This window comes from Pedobacter sp. UYP24 (genome assembly GCF_054057295.1).
Map to the genome: position 1 here is coordinate 17191 of NZ_JBSRZD010000011.1, position 18154 is coordinate 35344.

At 37.2% G+C, this 18154-nt stretch carries 16 protein-coding genes; 10 read left to right on the plus strand and 6 right to left on the minus strand.

From position 1 onward, the window contains the following. Positions 1–47: 47 nt before the first annotated feature. From gyrA to ACVWYN_RS16050, 4 genes are all read left to right on the plus strand, one after another. Positions 48–2597, plus strand: a complete 2550-nt coding sequence (gene gyrA, locus ACVWYN_RS16035; RefSeq protein ID WP_457289893.1) for a DNA gyrase subunit A — start codon at positions 48–50, stop codon at positions 2595–2597. Positions 2598–2620: 23 nt separating this feature from the next. Beyond that, complete coding sequence (locus ACVWYN_RS16040) at positions 2621–3793, plus strand: tetratricopeptide repeat protein (RefSeq protein ID WP_457289894.1); 1173 nt, start codon at positions 2621–2623, stop codon at positions 3791–3793. Positions 3794–3852: 59 nt separating this feature from the next. After that, a complete protein-coding gene (locus ACVWYN_RS16045; RefSeq protein ID WP_457289895.1) occupies positions 3853–5001 on the plus strand; it encodes a tetratricopeptide repeat protein in 1149 nt (382 codons plus the stop codon). Positions 5002–5135: 134 nt separating this feature from the next. Next, positions 5136–7289: an FUSC family membrane protein gene (locus ACVWYN_RS16050; RefSeq protein ID WP_457289896.1), complete on the plus strand. Its 2154-nt coding sequence runs from the start codon at positions 5136–5138 to the stop codon at positions 7287–7289. Between the two features lie 2 nt (positions 7290–7291). Here ACVWYN_RS16050 and bioB read toward each other — a convergent pair whose 3' ends face one another. From bioB to ACVWYN_RS16070, 4 genes are read right to left on the minus strand one after another with little or no spacing between them, the layout of a single operon-like run. Then, complete coding sequence (gene bioB / locus ACVWYN_RS16055) at positions 7292–8296, minus strand: biotin synthase BioB (RefSeq protein ID WP_457289897.1); 1005 nt, start codon at positions 8294–8296, stop codon at positions 7292–7294. Positions 8297–8309: 13 nt separating this feature from the next. Continuing rightward, the gene (gene mgtE, locus ACVWYN_RS16060) at positions 8310–9659 is read right to left on the minus strand and encodes a magnesium transporter (RefSeq protein WP_457289898.1); all 1350 of its coding nucleotides are present in this window, start codon (positions 9657–9659) and stop codon (positions 8310–8312) included. Positions 9660–9686: 27 nt separating this feature from the next. Continuing rightward, positions 9687–10802 carry a magnesium/cobalt transporter CorA gene (gene corA / locus ACVWYN_RS16065; protein WP_457289899.1) on the minus strand — a complete coding sequence of 372 codons (1116 nt, stop codon included), beginning with the start codon at positions 10800–10802 and terminating at the stop codon, positions 9687–9689. After that, positions 10803–11414 (minus strand): WbqC family protein, encoded by a 612-nt coding sequence (locus tag ACVWYN_RS16070; RefSeq protein ID WP_457289900.1) that lies wholly within the window; start codon positions 11412–11414, stop codon positions 10803–10805. Between the two features lie 37 nt (positions 11415–11451). On the opposite strand from ACVWYN_RS16070, the gene ACVWYN_RS16075 reads away from it, so the two are divergent. Continuing rightward, positions 11452–12330, plus strand: a complete 879-nt coding sequence (locus ACVWYN_RS16075) for a lysophospholipid acyltransferase family protein (protein WP_457289901.1) — start codon at positions 11452–11454, stop codon at positions 12328–12330. Further along, positions 12330–13352, plus strand: a complete 1023-nt coding sequence (locus ACVWYN_RS16080) for a glycosyltransferase family 2 protein (protein ID WP_457289902.1) — start codon at positions 12330–12332, stop codon at positions 13350–13352. The genes ACVWYN_RS16075 and ACVWYN_RS16080 overlap by 1 nt, the downstream gene beginning before the upstream one ends. Here ACVWYN_RS16080 and aroQ read toward each other — a convergent pair. Further along, entirely contained in the window at positions 13339–13767 is a 429-nt protein-coding gene (aroQ, locus tag ACVWYN_RS16085) for a type II 3-dehydroquinate dehydratase (protein WP_457289903.1), read from the minus strand. The two genes, ACVWYN_RS16080 and aroQ, sit on opposite strands and share 14 nt — an antisense overlap. Before the next feature lie 45 nt (positions 13768–13812). Here aroQ and xerD point away from each other — a divergent pair, with 45 nt between their 5' ends. Beyond that, positions 13813–14712: a site-specific tyrosine recombinase XerD gene (gene xerD, locus ACVWYN_RS16090; RefSeq protein ID WP_457289904.1), complete on the plus strand. Its 900-nt coding sequence runs from the start codon at positions 13813–13815 to the stop codon at positions 14710–14712. On the opposite strand, the gene prmC is transcribed toward xerD, so the two are convergent. After that, positions 14709–15566, minus strand: a complete 858-nt coding sequence (prmC, locus tag ACVWYN_RS16095) for a peptide chain release factor N(5)-glutamine methyltransferase (RefSeq protein ID WP_457289905.1) — start codon at positions 15564–15566, stop codon at positions 14709–14711. The genes xerD and prmC overlap by 4 nt on opposite strands. A gap of 48 nt (positions 15567–15614) precedes the next feature. On the opposite strand from prmC, the gene ribD reads away from it, so the two are divergent. From ribD to ACVWYN_RS16110, 3 genes are read left to right on the plus strand one after another with little or no spacing between them, the layout of a single operon-like run. Next, complete coding sequence (ribD, locus tag ACVWYN_RS16100) at positions 15615–16664, plus strand: bifunctional diaminohydroxyphosphoribosylaminopyrimidine deaminase/5-amino-6-(5-phosphoribosylamino)uracil reductase RibD (RefSeq protein ID WP_457289906.1); 1050 nt, start codon at positions 15615–15617, stop codon at positions 16662–16664. A gap of 1 nt (position 16665) precedes the next feature. Further along, positions 16666–17532 carry an EamA family transporter gene (locus ACVWYN_RS16105; protein ID WP_457289907.1) on the plus strand — a complete coding sequence of 289 codons (867 nt, stop codon included), beginning with the start codon at positions 16666–16668 and terminating at the stop codon, positions 17530–17532. Then, positions 17522–18139, plus strand: coding sequence for an IMPACT family protein (locus tag ACVWYN_RS16110; protein ID WP_457289908.1), 618 nt, complete (start codon positions 17522–17524; stop codon positions 18137–18139). The genes ACVWYN_RS16105 and ACVWYN_RS16110 overlap by 11 nt, the downstream gene beginning before the upstream one ends. Positions 18140–18154 lie beyond the last annotated feature (15 nt).

An 18154-nucleotide genomic window follows, 5' to 3' on the forward strand; every position in this document is an offset into this window, starting at 1 on the left:
GTTACAGTAAAACCAAATTTAAACGTTCTCAATGAACATTAATATTTATGGCTGAAGATTTAGAAAATCAACAAAACGACAAAATAATTAGAATTGATATTGATGAGCAAATGAAATCTGCTTACATCGATTACTCGATGTCGGTTATCGTATCAAGGGCTTTGCCTGACGTGCGGGATGGATTAAAACCAGTACACAGACGTGTATTATATGGTATGCTTGATCTGGGATTGACCAATAATAAACCTTATAAAAAATCTGCCCGTATTGTAGGTGAAGTGCTTGGTAAGTACCATCCACATGGTGATTCATCGGTTTATAATACTATGGTAAGGATGGCGCAGGAGTGGAGCCTTCGGTATTTAATGGTTGAGGGACAAGGAAACTTTGGGTCAATTGATGGTGACTCTCCTGCAGCAATGCGTTATACGGAGGCACGTTTCCAGAAGATTGCTGAAGACATGCTGGCTGACATTAATAAAGACACAGTTGACTTCCAGCTGAATTTTGATGATTCCTTACAGGAGCCTACTGTATTGCCTTCTAAAGTCCCTAATTTATTGATTAACGGATCTTCAGGTATTGCTGTTGGTATGGCCACAAATATGCCACCACACAACATTACAGAGGTTATTAATGCAACCGTTGCCTATATTGAAAACAATGAGGTGACGATACTTGAGCTGATGAAGCACATCAAAGCTCCTGATTTTCCAACAGGCGCTATTATATATGGTTATACTGGGGTTCAGGAAGCTTTTGAAACTGGTCGTGGTCGTATTGTTATGCGTGCTAAGGCTGAAATCGAAGTGGTTAAAGATCGTGAAGTTATTATTGTAACGGAAATTCCTTATCAGGTTAATAAGGCCATGATGATTGAGCGTACAGCTGAACTGGTTGGCGAGAAAAAACTTGAAGGTATCTCTAATATTAAGGATGAATCCAACAAAGACGGAATCCGAATTGTATATGAGATCAAGAGGGATGCAAATGCATCAATAGTATTAAATAATTTATTTAAACAAACAGCCTTACAAACCTCATTTAGCGTTAATAATATAGCGCTTGTAAAGGGAAGGCCACAAATGCTGAACCTGAAAGACCTGATCCATTATTTTGTGGAGCATAGGCATGAGGTAGTTATTCGACGTACTAAGTTTGAACTTGCTGAAGCTAAGAAAAGGGCACATATCCTTGAAGGATTGCTAATTGCGCTTGACCATATTGACGAAGTAATTAAACTAATACGTGCATCTGAAAGTCCGGAAGAAGCCAGAACAGGCTTAATGGAAAAATTTGGTCTAAGCGATATACAGGCAAGGGCAATTTTGGACATGACCCTCCGCAGATTAACCGGACTTGAGCGTGATAAGATCAAGGATGAGTATGCAGAGTTAATGAAGACCATTGAGTATTTACAATCAATTTTGGATGATGAAGGCAAGCGTATGCAGATCATCAAAGATGAGTTAGCTGAAATGCGTGAGAAATACGGTGATGAGCGACGTACTCAAATTGTTCATTCTGCAGAAGATATGAGTATGGAAGACTTTATTGAGGATGAAGATGTGGTAATCACGATTTCTCATGAAGGATACATTAAGCGTACTCCAGCTACAGAATACCGTACGCAGGGACGTGGTGGAAAAGGCTCGAAAGGAAGTGATTCCAGAAATGAAGATTTTATAGAACATTTACTGATCGCTTCAAATCACAACTACATGTTGTTCTTTACTGAGGCGGGACGTTGTTTCTGGTTAAGGGTATATGAAATTCCTGAAGGCTCCAGATTAAGTAAAGGAAGAGCAATTCAGAACATCATAAATATTCCAAAGGAAGAGAAGATCAAAGCATTTATTAAAGTTAAAAATCTTAAAGATCAGGAGTATCTTGAGAATAACTTCATCATTATGTGTACAAAGAAAGGTACGATCAAGAAAACATCTCTTGAGGCCTATTCAAGACCACGAGTAAATGGTATTAATGCAATTAATATTAATGAAGGGGATCAGTTAATTGAGGCCAGTTTAACTACTGGATCTAGCGAAATTGTGATGGCATTGCGGTCTGGAAGAGCAATCCGTTTTAACGAATCTACGGTTAGACCTATGGGTAGAACAGCTACAGGAGTTAGAGGAGTAACACTAGCCCATGATAAAGATGAAGTAGTTGGCATGATTGCTGTAGAAGACTCATCTGCAACTGTACTGGTAGTTTCAGAGAAAGGATATGGTAAACGTACCGATATTGAGGATTACCGTGTTACTAATAGAGGTGGTAAAGGTGTTAAAACAATTAACGTAACTGAAAAAACAGGAGCTTTGGTTGCCATTAAAAATGTTACTGATGCAGATGACTTAATGATTATCAATAAATCTGGTATAGTAATTCGGATTGTGGTAAGCGAACTGAGGGTAATGGGTAGAGCTACACAGGGTGTTAAACTAATTAATTTAAAAGGTAATGATGAGATTGCTTCAGTTGCTAAAATTGAGCATGAAGATGAAGAGATAGAAGAAGCCGAAGTTACAATTGAAAACTTAGGTGAAACTGATGCTCCCGAAGCCAAAGGAGAAGAAAATAACGAACAAATATAACTGTAGAACAAATTAGAACTAAAATGAAAAAAATACTTTTAAGTATGTTATTTGCAGGTACAGCGATGCTCGCAAATGCACAACAATCTGAAGTAGATGCTGCTAAGGCCAAATGGATTGAGTACGCCAACACACAAGGAAAGGTTGAGATAGATACTAAAATACTTGGTACACTGGCCAGTAAAATAAAAGTTTCAGGAGAGAAAAAGAAAGAAGAGGCACCAAAGGCAAAAGCCACAAAGGAAGAAGAATTGGCAATTTTAAATGCTGGTCTTGCTCATACTGACCTAGCAATTGAACATCCTAAAACTAAGGAAAAAGCAGAGGTATGGGGATGGCGTGCATTAATAGCTTCTAGAATATGTTTAATTGATACAGTCCTAGCAAATTCTATTGCTAAAGAAAAGATCGCAGTAGATGCAATTGAAAAATTGAGGGTTCTAGATACTAAAAAAACGCTGACGCAAAGTATTACCGATGCACAATCTTATATAGATAATGCAGTAGCGAATAGGGGTATGATTGCTTTTGAAAAGAAAGATTATGCTACAGCTTATGAAGCTTTCAATCAGATGGTCATAAAAAACCCTAAGGATACTGCAACTTATTTTAATGCCGGGCTTAGTGCAATGTTGGGTAAAAAATATCCTGAAGCGTATTCAAGTTATAAAAAGGCTCTAGAAGTTGGTTATAAAGATACCTATTCAATTTATACTCAATTGGTCGCAATAACTGCTAATGGTTTGAAAGATAGCGTGAAGTATCTTGATGTCCTCAATGAAGCAGCTGTTAAGTATCCGGATAGCTCGTTTTTTGTTAGTCGTATTACTGATTATTACATGAAGAAAGGTGATATAGTAAAATCTCAGGAGATGCTAAATAAGCTTATTAGTCAGGAGCCCAAAAATGCTGTTTATCACTATCTGCTTGGTGATACTTATTTTAAACAAGCGCTTGCTGCACAAGATAAGCGTACTGCAATGGATCAGAAAAAAGAAAAAAAGGCTTACGATGATATGAATGCCACAATGATGAGTTTCATAGATCAGGCATTACCCCATTATAAGACCGCATTACAGCTAGATCCTAAATATGCAGATGCAGTTGATAAGTTAAAATCCATTTACGGTTTTAAAAGCGATACTCCAAATTACGAAGCAATGAGTAAATTGCTTAATGTGCTAGATGGTAAGTAAAACTTAAACATTAGAGAGAGGGATTATTTGATGATCCCTCTTTTTTTTAAATTTGTTATATGAAGAAGATATCCCTTTTAAGTATTATAATTCTTTTGACTCTAGGGCTGAGTACTGCTTTTTCACAAAAAAGTCAGCTCAAGGTGGCTCGTAATAGTATTGGAAAGTTGCAGGCTGCTATAACTAATAAGAAAGACGTTAAAACCCAAATGGGAATTTTGGGAGAAGGAGTTAAGGCGGCAGAAGCAGCTCAGAATGACAAAAAGACTAAAAAATGGCCAGAAACATGGGCTATAAAGGCATATTTAAGTTCTTATATTTCAATCATCGATGGCGATGAGGGTAATTCTGACAAATATTTTGCGCAGGCAGTTGATGCAATTGACTCTGCGAGGAGACTTGATAAATTTCAGGCAAATGCACGTTTAATTGAGGCATCTATATATAATATTAACATAAAGAAGCAGAATAAAGCGAATAACGCATTTAAGAATAATGATTTTACTACTTCATTTAATCTTTTAAAAGAAGTAAGCGATTTCTTTCCGAAGGATACTGCATTGGCAATAAATACAGCGCTTTCTGCGCAGAACATAAAGTCTTTTGATAATGCGCTGATTTATTTTAAAAGAGCAAAAGATAATGGTGTAAAGGATCCAGCTATATTTCAAACGTTATCAAGATTATATACTTCAAAATTTGAACATGAGCAGGCATTAAAAACATTACAAGATGGAATTATATTGAATCCTTATAATGCCAATCTAACAAATGATTATATTAACCTATTGCTTGACAATGAGAAGTATAGCGATGCCATTAAGGTTATTGAACAAAACCTAAAGGTAAATACAGGAAATAAATTGCTTTATTTTTTGTATGGTTATTTACACCAAAGGAATAATTCTTATTCAACCGCTGAACTTGCTTATACAAAAGCCTTAGGAATCGATGAAAATTACTTTGATGCATTATATCAATTAGGATTAGCGTATGTAGATTCTGCCAATGAATCACTTAAAGCACAAACTCCTGAAGGAAATCAGAAGTTTGTGGCCTTTATTAACCGTGCTGAACTAACACTATTGCAAGCACATGAGATTAACCAGAATGACAAGTCAACTGTACAGCTTCTCATTGATATCTATACAAGGGAAAATAAACTGGATAAAGTGCAACAACTTAAATCTAAGTTAGAAGAGTTTTAACAAGATATACTATAATTGGGCAGATGAAAATCCTACGTTTTTTTATAATTAATAGTTAACATAATATTAATTATAGGACTTATAGAAATCATATAAAAAAAGTAATATAATAAAGTTATGTTAGCTTTGCAATTATGTTTAACCGTCCTATAAGAAGTATCCAGGATTTCTTACTCAGTACTTACTTTGCTGATGGCTTGCGTATTACATTTGGTGTGCTTTGTCCTTCATTAATTTTTGCACAGTTTGGTCTGTTGCAATATGGAATGACACTTTCACTTGGTGCACTTTGTGTTAGTGTGGTTGATTCTCCAGGACCAATAGTTCATCGGCGTAATGCAATGCTAGTTACTAGTGCACTTATCACCATAATTTCTATACTGGTTGGCCTAACTAATAGCAACGTTTACTTTTCAGTTATCCTTTTGGTACTCTTCAGTTTTACTTTTTCGATGTTCTTCGTTTATGGATTAAGGGCAGCATCTATAGGAACCGCTGCGTTGCTAATTATGGTTCTAAGTATTGATGACATAAGACCCTGGAGTGATGTTCTAGTCTATACCGGACTTATTTTTACCGGTAGTATTTGGTATACCTTGTTGAGTTACACATTCTACCGTCTTAGGCCATTTAGGTTGGTTCAGCAAACCTTAAGCGATTCAATATTTGAAATAAGCGTTTTCTTGCGTGCAAAAGCCAAATTCTATCGTCAAAATACAGATTACGATAAAAATTATGCGGAACTACTGCAACTCCAGGTTTCGGTTCATGAAAAACAAGATGCTGTTAGAGAAGTATTATTTAGAACAAGAGAAATAGTAAGGGAATCAACTCCAGAAGGCCGTTTTTTACTGCTGGTATTTGCAGATATGGTAGACCTTTTTGAACAAGTTATGTCTACCTATTTCAATTATAAGCAGTTGCATGAGCAATTTGATCAGTCTGGAATTCTTTCACGCTATGAAGGTGTAATCATTAGAATTGCCAATGAGTTAGAAGAAATCGCTTTTGCATTGAAGACCAATAAAACTCCTAGCCTGCCAGTCAGTTTGTCAAATGATGTAGCGAATCTTAAAGAAGGAATTCTAGAACTGGAAAAAAATAACAATGGGACATACAGTACGCTTGGTATCATAGCATTAAAAAATATTGAGGTAAATATTGAAAATATTTTATCAAGGATAAAGATAGTGAACGGATACTTTAATGAGTCCGAGAAAAAGAATCTTTCACCAAGAAAAATAGATGTGGAGCGTTTCGTAACGCATAAAAGTATTGATCTAGCGGAATTTTTTCAGAACTTATCATTCGGCTCATCTGTATTCAGGCATTCACTCCGTGTAGCTATCGTTATGCTAATTGGTTTTGTGGTTTCTAAATCTTTAGCATTTTCACACAGCTACTGGATCTTGCTTACCATTTTGGTAATTTCAAAACCAGGGTTTAGTTTGACTAAACAACGAAATTATCAAAGACTAATAGGAACAGTTCTTGGTGCCTTTATAGGCATGGCAATTTTGATATACATCCATGATAAGCATATTCTTTTTGTAATACTATTGTTCTGTATGATAGGTTGCTATAGTTTTCAGCGGAAGAACTATGTCGTGAGCGTTTTATTCATGACGCCATACATTCTGGTACTTTTTGATTTCCTTGGGATGGGCGGATTATCTGTTGCCAGAGAACGTATCTACGATACCCTTATTGGATCTGGAATTGCGTTAATTGCAAGTTATTCTCTTTTCCCAAACTGGGAGCATGAAAAACTCAAAGAAGGCATGATTGATGTCTTAAAAGCAAATTTGAAATATTTTGAAGAGGTAATACTATTCTATACAGCTGAAATAAACGACCTGACGAATTACAAAGTGGCTAGAAAAGAAGTATACGTTACGACTGCAAACTTGGCATCGTTATTTCAAAGAATGTTTTCTGAGCCAAAAAGCAAGCAGGTTATGATAAAGGAACTGCACCAGTTTACCGCATTAAACCATTTATTGTCCTCCTATATTGCAACCCTTTCTCTTTATAGTAAAGATCATTCTTTTACTTTCAGTAAGTTTGACGAGCTGAAGCCGATAGTACAAAATACTACATATCTACTCACACTTGCCTCAGAAAACGTGCTAAAGAAAAACAGTGAACTAAGCAATGTACCGCTAGTTAAGGCCAGGTTAAATGAAGCAGATCAACAATTAGGAGAAATGGAAATCTCACAACAGTTTGAGCTTATCCAAAAGGTAGCATACGACATTTATAAACTTTCAGAAAAGGTTGCTTTTTAGTATTATGCTTCCGCCTCTTGACGTGTCAAGGTATTTGCTGGTCGTCCATTTTTAAATGCGTCGCGTGTTTTTAAACCTAGCAATTCAAACATAGCCATATCATCAACAAACGCCGGATTTGGAGTAGTTAATAATTTATCACCGGCAAAGATCGAACTTGCACCTGCCATAAAACAGAAAGCTTGTTCCAAGGTACTCATCTCATTTCGTCCGGCTGAAAGGCGTACAACTGAATTCGGCATAACGATTCTTGCAGTAGCGATCATTCTTACCATATCCCAAATTGGAACACGAGGCTGATCCGCTAATGGAGTGCCTTTTACAGGAACAAGTGCATTTACAGGAACAGACTCCGGATGCATATCCATGTTTGCTAATGTTTGAAGCATAGCTACACGGTCTTCCGTAGTTTCACCAAGCCCAATAATTCCACCACTACATACGGTCAGTTTAGCCTTTCGCACATTTTTTATAGTATTTAAACGATCATCGTAAGTACGTGTAGAAATAATTCGTTTATAATCTTCTTCAGAAGTGTCAAGATTATGGTTATAAGCGTATAAACCGGCATCTGCAAGTCGCTGCGCTTGATTTTCAGTAAGCATACCTAATGTACAACATACCTCCATATCCATGTCATTCACTGTTTTTACCATCTCTATAACCCGGTCAAAATCCCGATTATCTCTAACTTCCCTCCATGCGGCACCCATGCACAACCTGGATGCGCCTCCCTCCTTTGCTTTCAATGCGGCACTTACTACCTGACCCAATTGCATTAACGGTTCTACTTGTAAATCAGTATGGTAACGAGCTGCTTGCGGACAATAAGAACAATCTTCTGCACAACCTCCTGTTTTAATAGAGATTAGTGAACTCACCTGAACTTCATTATAATCCTTATTTTCTCTATGTATACTGGCTGCTTCATACACAAGATCCAGAAATGGTTTGTGGTAGATGCTAGAAATTTCTTCTTTAGTCCAGTTGTGTTTTGTTGGTTGCATACGTATAAAAAGTTTAAAGTAAAAGTTTGCTGGCTAAGCCTAATAAAAGCAAAAATCCAAAAACGTCTGTAAATGTTGTAATAATTATTGAAGATGCAATGGCCGGATCTATCCCTACCCTTTTAAGTATTAGTGGAATTCCTGAACCAGTGATGCCTGCGATCAATAGGTTTCCTGTCATAGACAGGAAGATAACAAGTCCTAACATAGGACTCGAATCAAAAAAGAAAGCAAAAATAAATACTATTGCACCTGTTACCGCACCGTTAATGGCCCCAACAGTAAATTCCTTAAGTATAGTTCGGTATGCCTGATTATCGGTGAGGTCATTTAGTGAAATCCTTCTAACAGTTACCGCAAGAGCTTGTGTTGCTGCATTACCGCCCATACCAGCTATAATAACCATGTAAGCAGACAACAGCGGGAAGAGCTTTATCGTTGGATCAAAGTGTCTGATAACAGCAGAAGCTAAAAATGCAGTCCCTAAGTTAAGTATTAACCATGGTAAACGTGATTTAACAGCCTCAACCCAATTACCACTAAGTTCCTCATCTTCAGAAACCCCTGATATCTTCAACATATCTTCAGTATTCTCATCTTCAAGAACATCTATAACATCATCAAATGTGACCCTTCCTAAAAGTTTATGGTCTTTATCAAGAACAGGAATACTAGTTATGTTATATTGAGAAATAAGTCTGGCTACCTCTTCTTGATCGGTATCTGGATAAACCCAAGCAACTTCTGCTTTAACCAATTCTGTAATTTCCGCATTTCCCTTGGCTTTAATAATGTCTTTTAAAGAAACAATCCCTTGAAAAACATTTCTGTCATCTATTACAAAAATGGTGTAAAACTCTTCAATTTCTTCACTTTGCCTTATAATCTCATCAATAGCATCTTTCTTAGTAAGCTTCAGGTTAATACGAATAAACTCCGTGTTCATCAAACCACCCGCAGTTTTCTCGTCGTAGCTTAAAAGATTACGGATACTGCTGGCATCATCTTCATTCAGGTCTTCCAGTATTTCCTGCTGTTCCTGCTCGTCAAGTTGAGAGATGATATCCGTAGCATCATCATAATCAAGCTCTTCAACAATCTCCGTACGCTTGTCTGGATGAAGCTGTAATAAAAGTTCTTCCGGGTGAGATTCCTCATGCATTTCTGAGATGACTTCAGAAGCCACTTCAATAGACAATAAATTAATAATTCTCTGTCTGTCGTCAGGAGGTATACTTTCAAAAAGTATTGCAATTTCAGATGCATGATACTCCCCAAGAATAACTTTAAGTTGTTCATCATCACCACTTAAGGCTAGCTTTATCTTAGAAACATCTGTTTTATCTAGATCAAAGGATTGCATACGATGCTAAGGTAAGAATAATCATACCTATTTAAACCATCCTCTACGCCAGAAATATATGATTTGTGCCACTGCAATTAAACCCATAACGATCATTGTATATAAATACCCATGTGCATTATAGAGCTCGGGCATGTTTTGAGAAAGTATTTTACCTGTAGCGGGATCTTGTCGGGAAAAATTCATTCCGTAAATTCCAGCAATAAAGGTGAGTGGAATAAAAATGGAAGACATGATGGTAAGTACTTTCATAATCTCATTCATCCTGTTACTAATTACCGAAAGGTACATATCGATGTTACTTATTGCAATTTCTTTTAAAGACTCCACAATATCTATGATTTGTATACAATGATCGTAAGCATCCTTAATATATAATTTAGTCTGGTCCGTAATTAGCGGACTGTCAGACCTTAAAATATCATTTAGCTTATCTCGCTCAGGCCAAACAACTCTCCTAATGCTTATTAAATGACGTTTAATAATTTGGGTGTCATACATGATAGTTTTGTCTGGACGGTCAAATAGCCTGTCTTCTATTGCATCAAGATCCTCTCCCCATTGTCGTAGTATTTCGAAATAGGTATCTACAATAATATCCATTAAAGCATACATAAGGTAGCTTGCACCCGCAATACGTATATTTCCTTTCCCTGCTTTCAGCCGGTTTCGTATTGGCTCCAAACAATCTTCATAACCTTCCTGAAAGGTGATTAAGGTATTATCGGTTAGGATAAAAGAAACCTGGGCATTATCCAGATCCCCATTCTTATCAAATTTTACCATCCTACTAATGGCAAAAACATAATCATCATACTCTTCCACCTTTGGCCGTTGATAAGTACGTGTAATGTCTTCCAGCACCAATTTATTGATTTTGAAATCTGTATTCAATGACTCAAACAACTCTGGAGAAGCAAATCCCTTTACCTCTATCCAAAATGTAAAAGATTTATCAGCAATGATAGCTTTGGCTTTTTTTATCGAATTAACATCTATAATATCATAATTATCAATATTAAAACGATAAATTTTGATAATTGGTTTTAAAGAATGTTCATCAATAAAAACCAACCCAGGACTTGAACCTGCCTCAGGCAGTGCATATCGTTTCTGACGTTTGCGTTTTCTTGTATTGGACATTTAGAGGAAAGATTTTGATTGAGGACCCTGGTTAAATAACAAGTCTACCATACTAAGGTTTGGAATAAAACCATGCCTGTCATCAAATACCTGGAAATAGGGTTTTACATTCTGAACATCCGCCCTTTTCCTTACTGTCATTGTACTTCTTAAATCGGCCATTGGCGATGGATCCCGGAAGTATTCCTCTGAAAACTTAAACTCATTGGGTTTTTTAAGTTGCTTTAATAACCATTGCAAAATATCTAGGTTTAGATCTATCAAAAATGTGTAACTCCTGGTGTAGAATTCTGAAAATTCATTCTCATAATATTCAAAATATGCAGAGTTTCTATAGCAGCTTTCCAGGCTTTTCCAATGCAGACGCTGCCAGTTAAATTCGTTACTTATTTTAACGTCTTTTATGGTGGTATGTATTTTAGATCCTCTAACTACCGGTACAATAAGATCAAGAATACCATTCGGGGAATACACGGAGGCACGGTTTCTATAAGTCTGTTTAGGAAAATGCTCATAGTGCTCCAATACAAAATTGAAGTCTACCTCCTTTAATCCAGAGAAATAACTTACAGGCGGCATATAAAAAATTGGGAATATAGCTGAACTTTCCATCTGATAAATTATGTTTGCATTCTTAACCCGCAAAATAATGATAAAAAAAAGCATTTCTTACATAGGAATTTCTTTTTTGAACCTTTTATCTAGATTGCCCCTCTCCTTTCTACATGCATTTGCCTGGGTGGGTTACCTACTTCTATATTACGTTTTACGTTACCGTAGAAAAGTAGTAAATGTAAATTTAAGGAATTCTTTTCCCGAAAAAACTATAGCAGATATTGAAGCAATTGAGAAAACATACTTCAGGTATCTTGCTGATTTGATCTTTGAGGTAGTGAAACTCTCCAGCATTTCAGATAAAGAATTAATAAAGCGAGTAAAGTTTAACAACCTTGAGCTGGTAACAAACTATATCGACCGTGGGGAAAGCGTATTGGCATGCACAGGACACTATGGTAACTGGGAACTCGGAATGCTTGCACTCGGACTCCGCATTCCTGCTACGGCTTATGTTATCTACAAACCTTTATCTAGTGCTGCATTTGATGCATGGTTTTATCGGATACGCACAAGAACTTCAAATTTATTTATACCCATGCGACAAACGCTGAGATCGGTAGTCGCCACCAAAAATAGCACCACCATGTTCTGCTTTGCGGGTGATCAAACACCGGCCAAAGACGATGCGAGGGTTTGGATAGACTTTCTGCATCAACCAACGCCCGTACTTACAGGTATTGAGAAGATTGCAATGCAAACCAACAGGCCTGTTATATATTTTAACATGCAATTGGTAAAACGCGGATATTATGAGGTAGACTGTTACCTAATGGCCGAAAAACCTAAGGAGTTGGATGAATGGGAGCTGACTAAAAGAAATTTTAGCAAACTCGAACAAATAATCAATAAAGAACCTGCATATTGGCTTTGGAGCCATAAACGGTGGAAACATAAACCAGAAGAAATATAATGAGTGCACCGAGTGTAGCGGTAGTAATTTTGAATTGGAATGGAAAACTGCTGCTAGAGCAGTTTCTTCCCAGTGTAGCAGTTTCTGTTTATCACAATCTACAGCTGGTAGTGGGTGATAATGCCTCTACAGATGGATCGGTAGACTTTATCAGGGCCAATTACCCAGGCATAACTATAATTGAAAACGATAGTAATTACGGATTTGCAGAAGGATATCGTAAGATATTGGAGAAAGTTGAGGCAGATTATTTTGTGCTATTAAATTCTGATGTTGAGGTTCCAGCAAACTGGATACAGCCCGTAATTACACAAATGGAAAGTGATCCTTTGATTGCCGTTGCGCAGCCTAAAATAAAGTGGCAATTACATAAAGATTCTTTTGAATATGCAGGTGCAGCAGGTGGTTACCTTGATCTTCATGGCTATCCTTTTTGTAGGGGAAGAATATTTGATACGGTGGAGCAAGACAATGGTCAATATGATGACGCAGCAGAGATATTCTGGGCCAGCGGTGCTGCATTGTTTATTAAAGCTGAAAAATGGAGAGAAACAGGAGGATTAGATCCTGATTTCTTTGCACACATGGAGGAAATAGACCTATGTTGGCGATTAAAAAACCTAGGTTACAAAGTAGTTTATTGCCCCGATGCCGAAGTTTATCACCTTGGGGGCGGTACGCTGAGTAGCAATAACCCATATAAAACCTATTTAAACTTTAGGAATAACCTCATTATCCTCCAAAAGAACCTGCCTTTACCAGATGCCTATTTCAGAATATTTATCAGGTTCTTTATGGACTTTATTGCCTGGGTTCATTTCATTGCAAAAGGTGAAAGGGATTTTGCAATGGCTGTTACTAAAGCCCATGTCTACTTCTTTAAGCACTTTTGGCACAATGCAAATAAAAGAACTAAGCAGCAGCTACCCTATTTAAAGCATTCAGGCGTATTTTCTTCCAGTATTGTCTACGCTTATTTCATAAAGAAAATAAAGTATTTTAGCAATCTTAAGAACCTGTAGTCTGTAACAAGCTTTCTATGGCCAAACGGTACCCATCCATACCAAAACCAGTCAATACCCCTTTGCAATTTTTTCCGGTTAAGGATACATGCCTAAATTCTTCGCGTGCATAGATATTCGAAATGTGTACTTCAATAACGGGAGTTTTAATTGCAGCAATGGCATCAGCAATAGCCACTGAAGTATGGGTATATCCACCTGCATTGATTACAATACCATCATAATCAAACCCAACTTTATGCAGTTTGTTAATCAGCTCTCCCTCCACATTACTTTGAAAGTATTCAATTTCAAGAATGCTGTACATAGAACGTAAAGTATCAAGATACGCTTCAAAGCTTTGATTACCGTAGATTCCGGGCTCCCGCAAGCCTAAAAGGTTTAGATTTGGTCCATTAATAATTTGTATCTTCATCAACTCAAACTTAGAGTTAAAATATTAAAATAGAAAATTTTTTGTGTGATCGATAAGAGCTACATCAAATCATTTAAGGTATACCTAAAACTAGAGCGCTCGCTCTCTGCTAATTCTGTAAGTGCTTATTTGAGTGACGTTAATAAGTTTGAGCAGTTTTTAGCACTCGGAGGCCGACAAATAAGGATTCAAGAAATTACTGCTATAGATCTTAAAGCTTTTATTTCTTGGATCAATGAATTGGGCATGCTCCCTGTTACACAGGCTAGGGTAATCTCAGGATTAAAATCCTTTTTTGGGTTTTTACAATTGGAAAAAGTCATCACACACGATCCAACATTTGACCTGGAATCTCCACGGTTAGCCAAAAAACTTCCTGATACGTTAAATATCAATGAAATAGAAGCTTTAATAGTTGCTATTGATGCTTCCACCCCAGAAGGCATGCGTGGAAAAGCTTTACTGGAAGTACTTTATGGTTGTGGTTTGCGCGTAACTGAACTGATCAGCTTAAGGATATCAGACATTTCATGGCAAAATGAGTTTATAAAAATAATTGGTAAAGGCAACAAAGAAAGGCTGATTCCTATTGGAAGTAGTGCCCTTCACTTTATTAGAATTTATATAGAGCAAGTCAGGGTATATGTTCCTATTAAAAAAGGATATGAAGATTTTCTTTTTCTTAATCGTTTGGGTACTGGACTTTCCAGAATAACAGTGTTCAAAATGATAAAAGAACTGGCCTTAAAAGCCGGAATAAAAAAGGGGATTAGTCCGCATACCTTTCGGCATTCTTTTGCCACACACCTCATTGAGGGGGGAGCCGACTTGCGCGCCGTGCAGGAAATGCTTGGCCATTCTAGCATTACCACAACAGAGATCTACACCCATATAGACCGAGATTACTTAAAAAGCGTGATTAAAGATTTTCATCCCAGAAGCTAGTCTATTTTACAGCATATCATCCGATCAACACCCTGCATGTCTTTTTTTAATGTAATGTTTATAAACTGTTTAGCTTTCAATATCTCTACTGTTTCTACACCATACATACCATTGATTTCAAAAAAAAGCAGGCCTCCTGGTTTCAGAGCAGTGTATGCATAATTCGCAATTGCATCATAGAACTCCAATGCATTCTCATCCTTAACAAATAAGGCCAAATGAGGCTCATGCTCCAAAACATGCTGATGCATTTCTGCCTTTTCGCTATTGGTGATGTAAGGAGGATTGCTAACAATAATATCAAATTGCTCGTTATTGCTAAACGTACGAATATCAGCATGGACAAAATTAATTGGCGCATGGTTAGCAATTGAATTGTATAAGGCAATTTCCAGGGCCTTTTCAGAAATATCCAATGCAGATACCATGCTTTCCGGCAGGTTTTTTTGAAGCGCAATTGCGATGCAGCCACTTCCGGTGCCAATATCAAGTATACTTATTGCTGATCCAGTTGGTGGATGCTGTCTCACCACATCAATAATCCAATCCACCAGTTCTTCAGTCTCCGGTCTGGGAATTAAAACAGAGGGGTCTACCTTAAATTTAAGTTGATAAAAGTCGGCCTGCCCAATTACATATTGCAATGGAACATGTTGTTTCAGTAGCTGTAGCATATGCTGGAAAACCCTTAACTGATCTTGAGGAATATCATGATCAAATCTTGTATGTGTTACAGACCTCTTCCATCCCATGATGTGCTCCACAACCATATAAAAGATAAAAATGACTTCAGACTCTTCATAAACCCCGTTTAATTCTTCCTTGAAATTGCTGAGCACCTCCTTTAAATTCATGATAAACAAAAGTAAGCAAATCAAACAATATACCTTATTTTTGCTACAATGACTGATGAGCTATACATGCAAAGATGCCTTGAGCTGGCAGAAATGGGTATTGGAAGCGTAAGCCCCAATCCAATGGTTGGTTGTATTATTGTAAATAACAATATAATCATCGGTGAAGGCTACCATGCCCGTTTCGGACAAGCCCATGCAGAAGTTAATGCAGTTAACGATGTTATAGCCACTTACGGATCACAAGCAGATGAATTGCTTTCTGGTGCCACTGTTTATGTAAGTCTTGAGCCATGTGCTCATTTTGGTAAAACTCCTCCATGTGCAGATCTACTGGTTAAACACAGGGTAAAAAAAGTAGTTATAGGAAATAAAGATCCATTTTCTGATGTAAATGGCAAGGGCATTGAAAAGCTAAAAGAGGCTGGTATAGAAGTCATTACAGGAGTGCTGGAATCGCAATGTACAACTTTGAACAGACGGTTTTTTACAAGGATATTAAAGCAACGCCCATACATAATATTGAAGTGGGCCGAGACTGCGAACCGCTTTTTTGCACCTAAAAATGCCGAACAGCAATGGATTAGCGGTCCGCTTGCTAAAAAGTTGGTACACAAATGGCGTACAGAAGAAGATGCCATTCTGGTAGGAAAGCGTACCGCTCTAGTAGATAACCCAAGTTTAACCGTCAGAGAATGGCAGGGAAGAAATCCAGTTCGGATCCTTATAGATCAAAAGCTCCACATCCCAACAATAGCTAACATTTATAGTTCCGATGCCAAAACTATCGTATTTAACGAAGTTAAAACAGTAGTTTCAGGTAATATCCATTACATACAGATGGAAGATATGCGATACTACTTACCTCAAAAAATTGCTTTTCAATTGTACTTGATGGATATTCAATCCATTATAATAGAAGGAGGTGCAAATTTACTTAAGCAATTTATACAGGCCGACTTGTGGGATGAAGCCAGGATATTTACCTCTGCCACTTCATGGAAAGAAGGAATGGAAGCACCAGTAATCCATGGAATGCTAACAGATGAATTAAATGTTGGCAAGGATACCTTACGCATTTACGAAAACCATATATAGTATGTTATTTTTAATCATCAGCATTTTATGCAGCGTTACGGTATCTGTTCTGTTAAAGCTGGCAAAAAGATACAGAATAAATGTAATGGAGGCGGTAACATGGAATTACCTTTTTGCAATACTAATTGGTTCATTTTTCTTCAAACCAAAATTTAGTGATCTATTAATCTTAAAACCAGAGCCAGTCTATTTATCAATAGGTGTTCTGCTTCCCTTAATATTTTGGTTCTTAGCATTATCTGTAAAAAGCATTGGAATAGTTAAGACCGATATTGCACAGCGACTTTCCCTTATCATATCGCTCATCGCTGCATATTTTATTTTTGGAGACCAGTTTAGCGTGCTTAAAATAACCGGACTCTTTGTTGGTCTTATCGCTATTGTACTGGTTTTAAATAAACAGACCAATACCCAAAAGGGCGCTGGGAACTGGATTTATCCTTTAGCCGTGTTTATCGGATTTGGGTTTATAGATATCCTGTTTAAAAAGGTGGCCCAACTAAAATCCATTCCCTACACCAGTTCACTTATTTACATATTTTCCTTAGCTTTTATTTTCTCCTTATTTTTTATACTGTATGCCTACTTTGCCAAAGGTAAAAAGCCAGAACTGATCAATTTCGTTTGTGGTTGCATACTCGGGTTCTTTAATTTTTTTAACATCTTATTTTATCTTAAGGCACACCAGGCTATGGCAGATCACCCCTCTACCGTCTTTGCCGCCATGAATCTGGGCGTAATTATAGCAGGCTGCCTTGCCGGTTTACTAATTTTTAAAGAAAAGCTTAACCCTCTAAATATTGCAGGTTTGTTCCTGGCCATTATAGCCATTTCATTAATTACCGTATCTCAAATTTATGCTTTTTGATGATACCTATAAAACCCTGGAATCACCAGCTGAGGGCTTATTTAAAGACAAGGGTAGTAAATTTATCGGCTATGCCTACCCTATCTTTAATGAAAATCAAGTCAAAGATTTACTAAGCTTGTTGCGTGCAGAACATGGTAAAGCCAGGCATTTTTGCTGGGCATACCGGCTGACAGCCGATAGGTCCGTTTTCCGTATCCAGGATGATGGCGAGCCCTCTGGTACCGCAGGCAGACCAATCCTGAACACTATGCTTTCTGCAGACATTACTAATGTATTAATTGTCGTAGTACGATATTTCGGTGGTACTTTATTGGGTGTACCGGGACTGATCAATGCCTATAAGACTGCAGCAGTTGATTCCATTAACAATGGTAATATCATCAGTAAAACCATCGATGATGTTTACGAGGTTTCATTTACCTATCAGTCTATGAATGATGTGATGCGCATTATCAAAGAAGAACAACCCAGGCTTCTGGAGCAACACTTTGATAATGATTGCCTCATTAAAATGGCCGTAAGGCAATCCGCGCTTAATATTCTTTTATCTAAACTGAGTAAAATTGAGGACTTGAACATGAAGTACCTCTTTACCGATCAGTAAAAATTTGATAGGTTT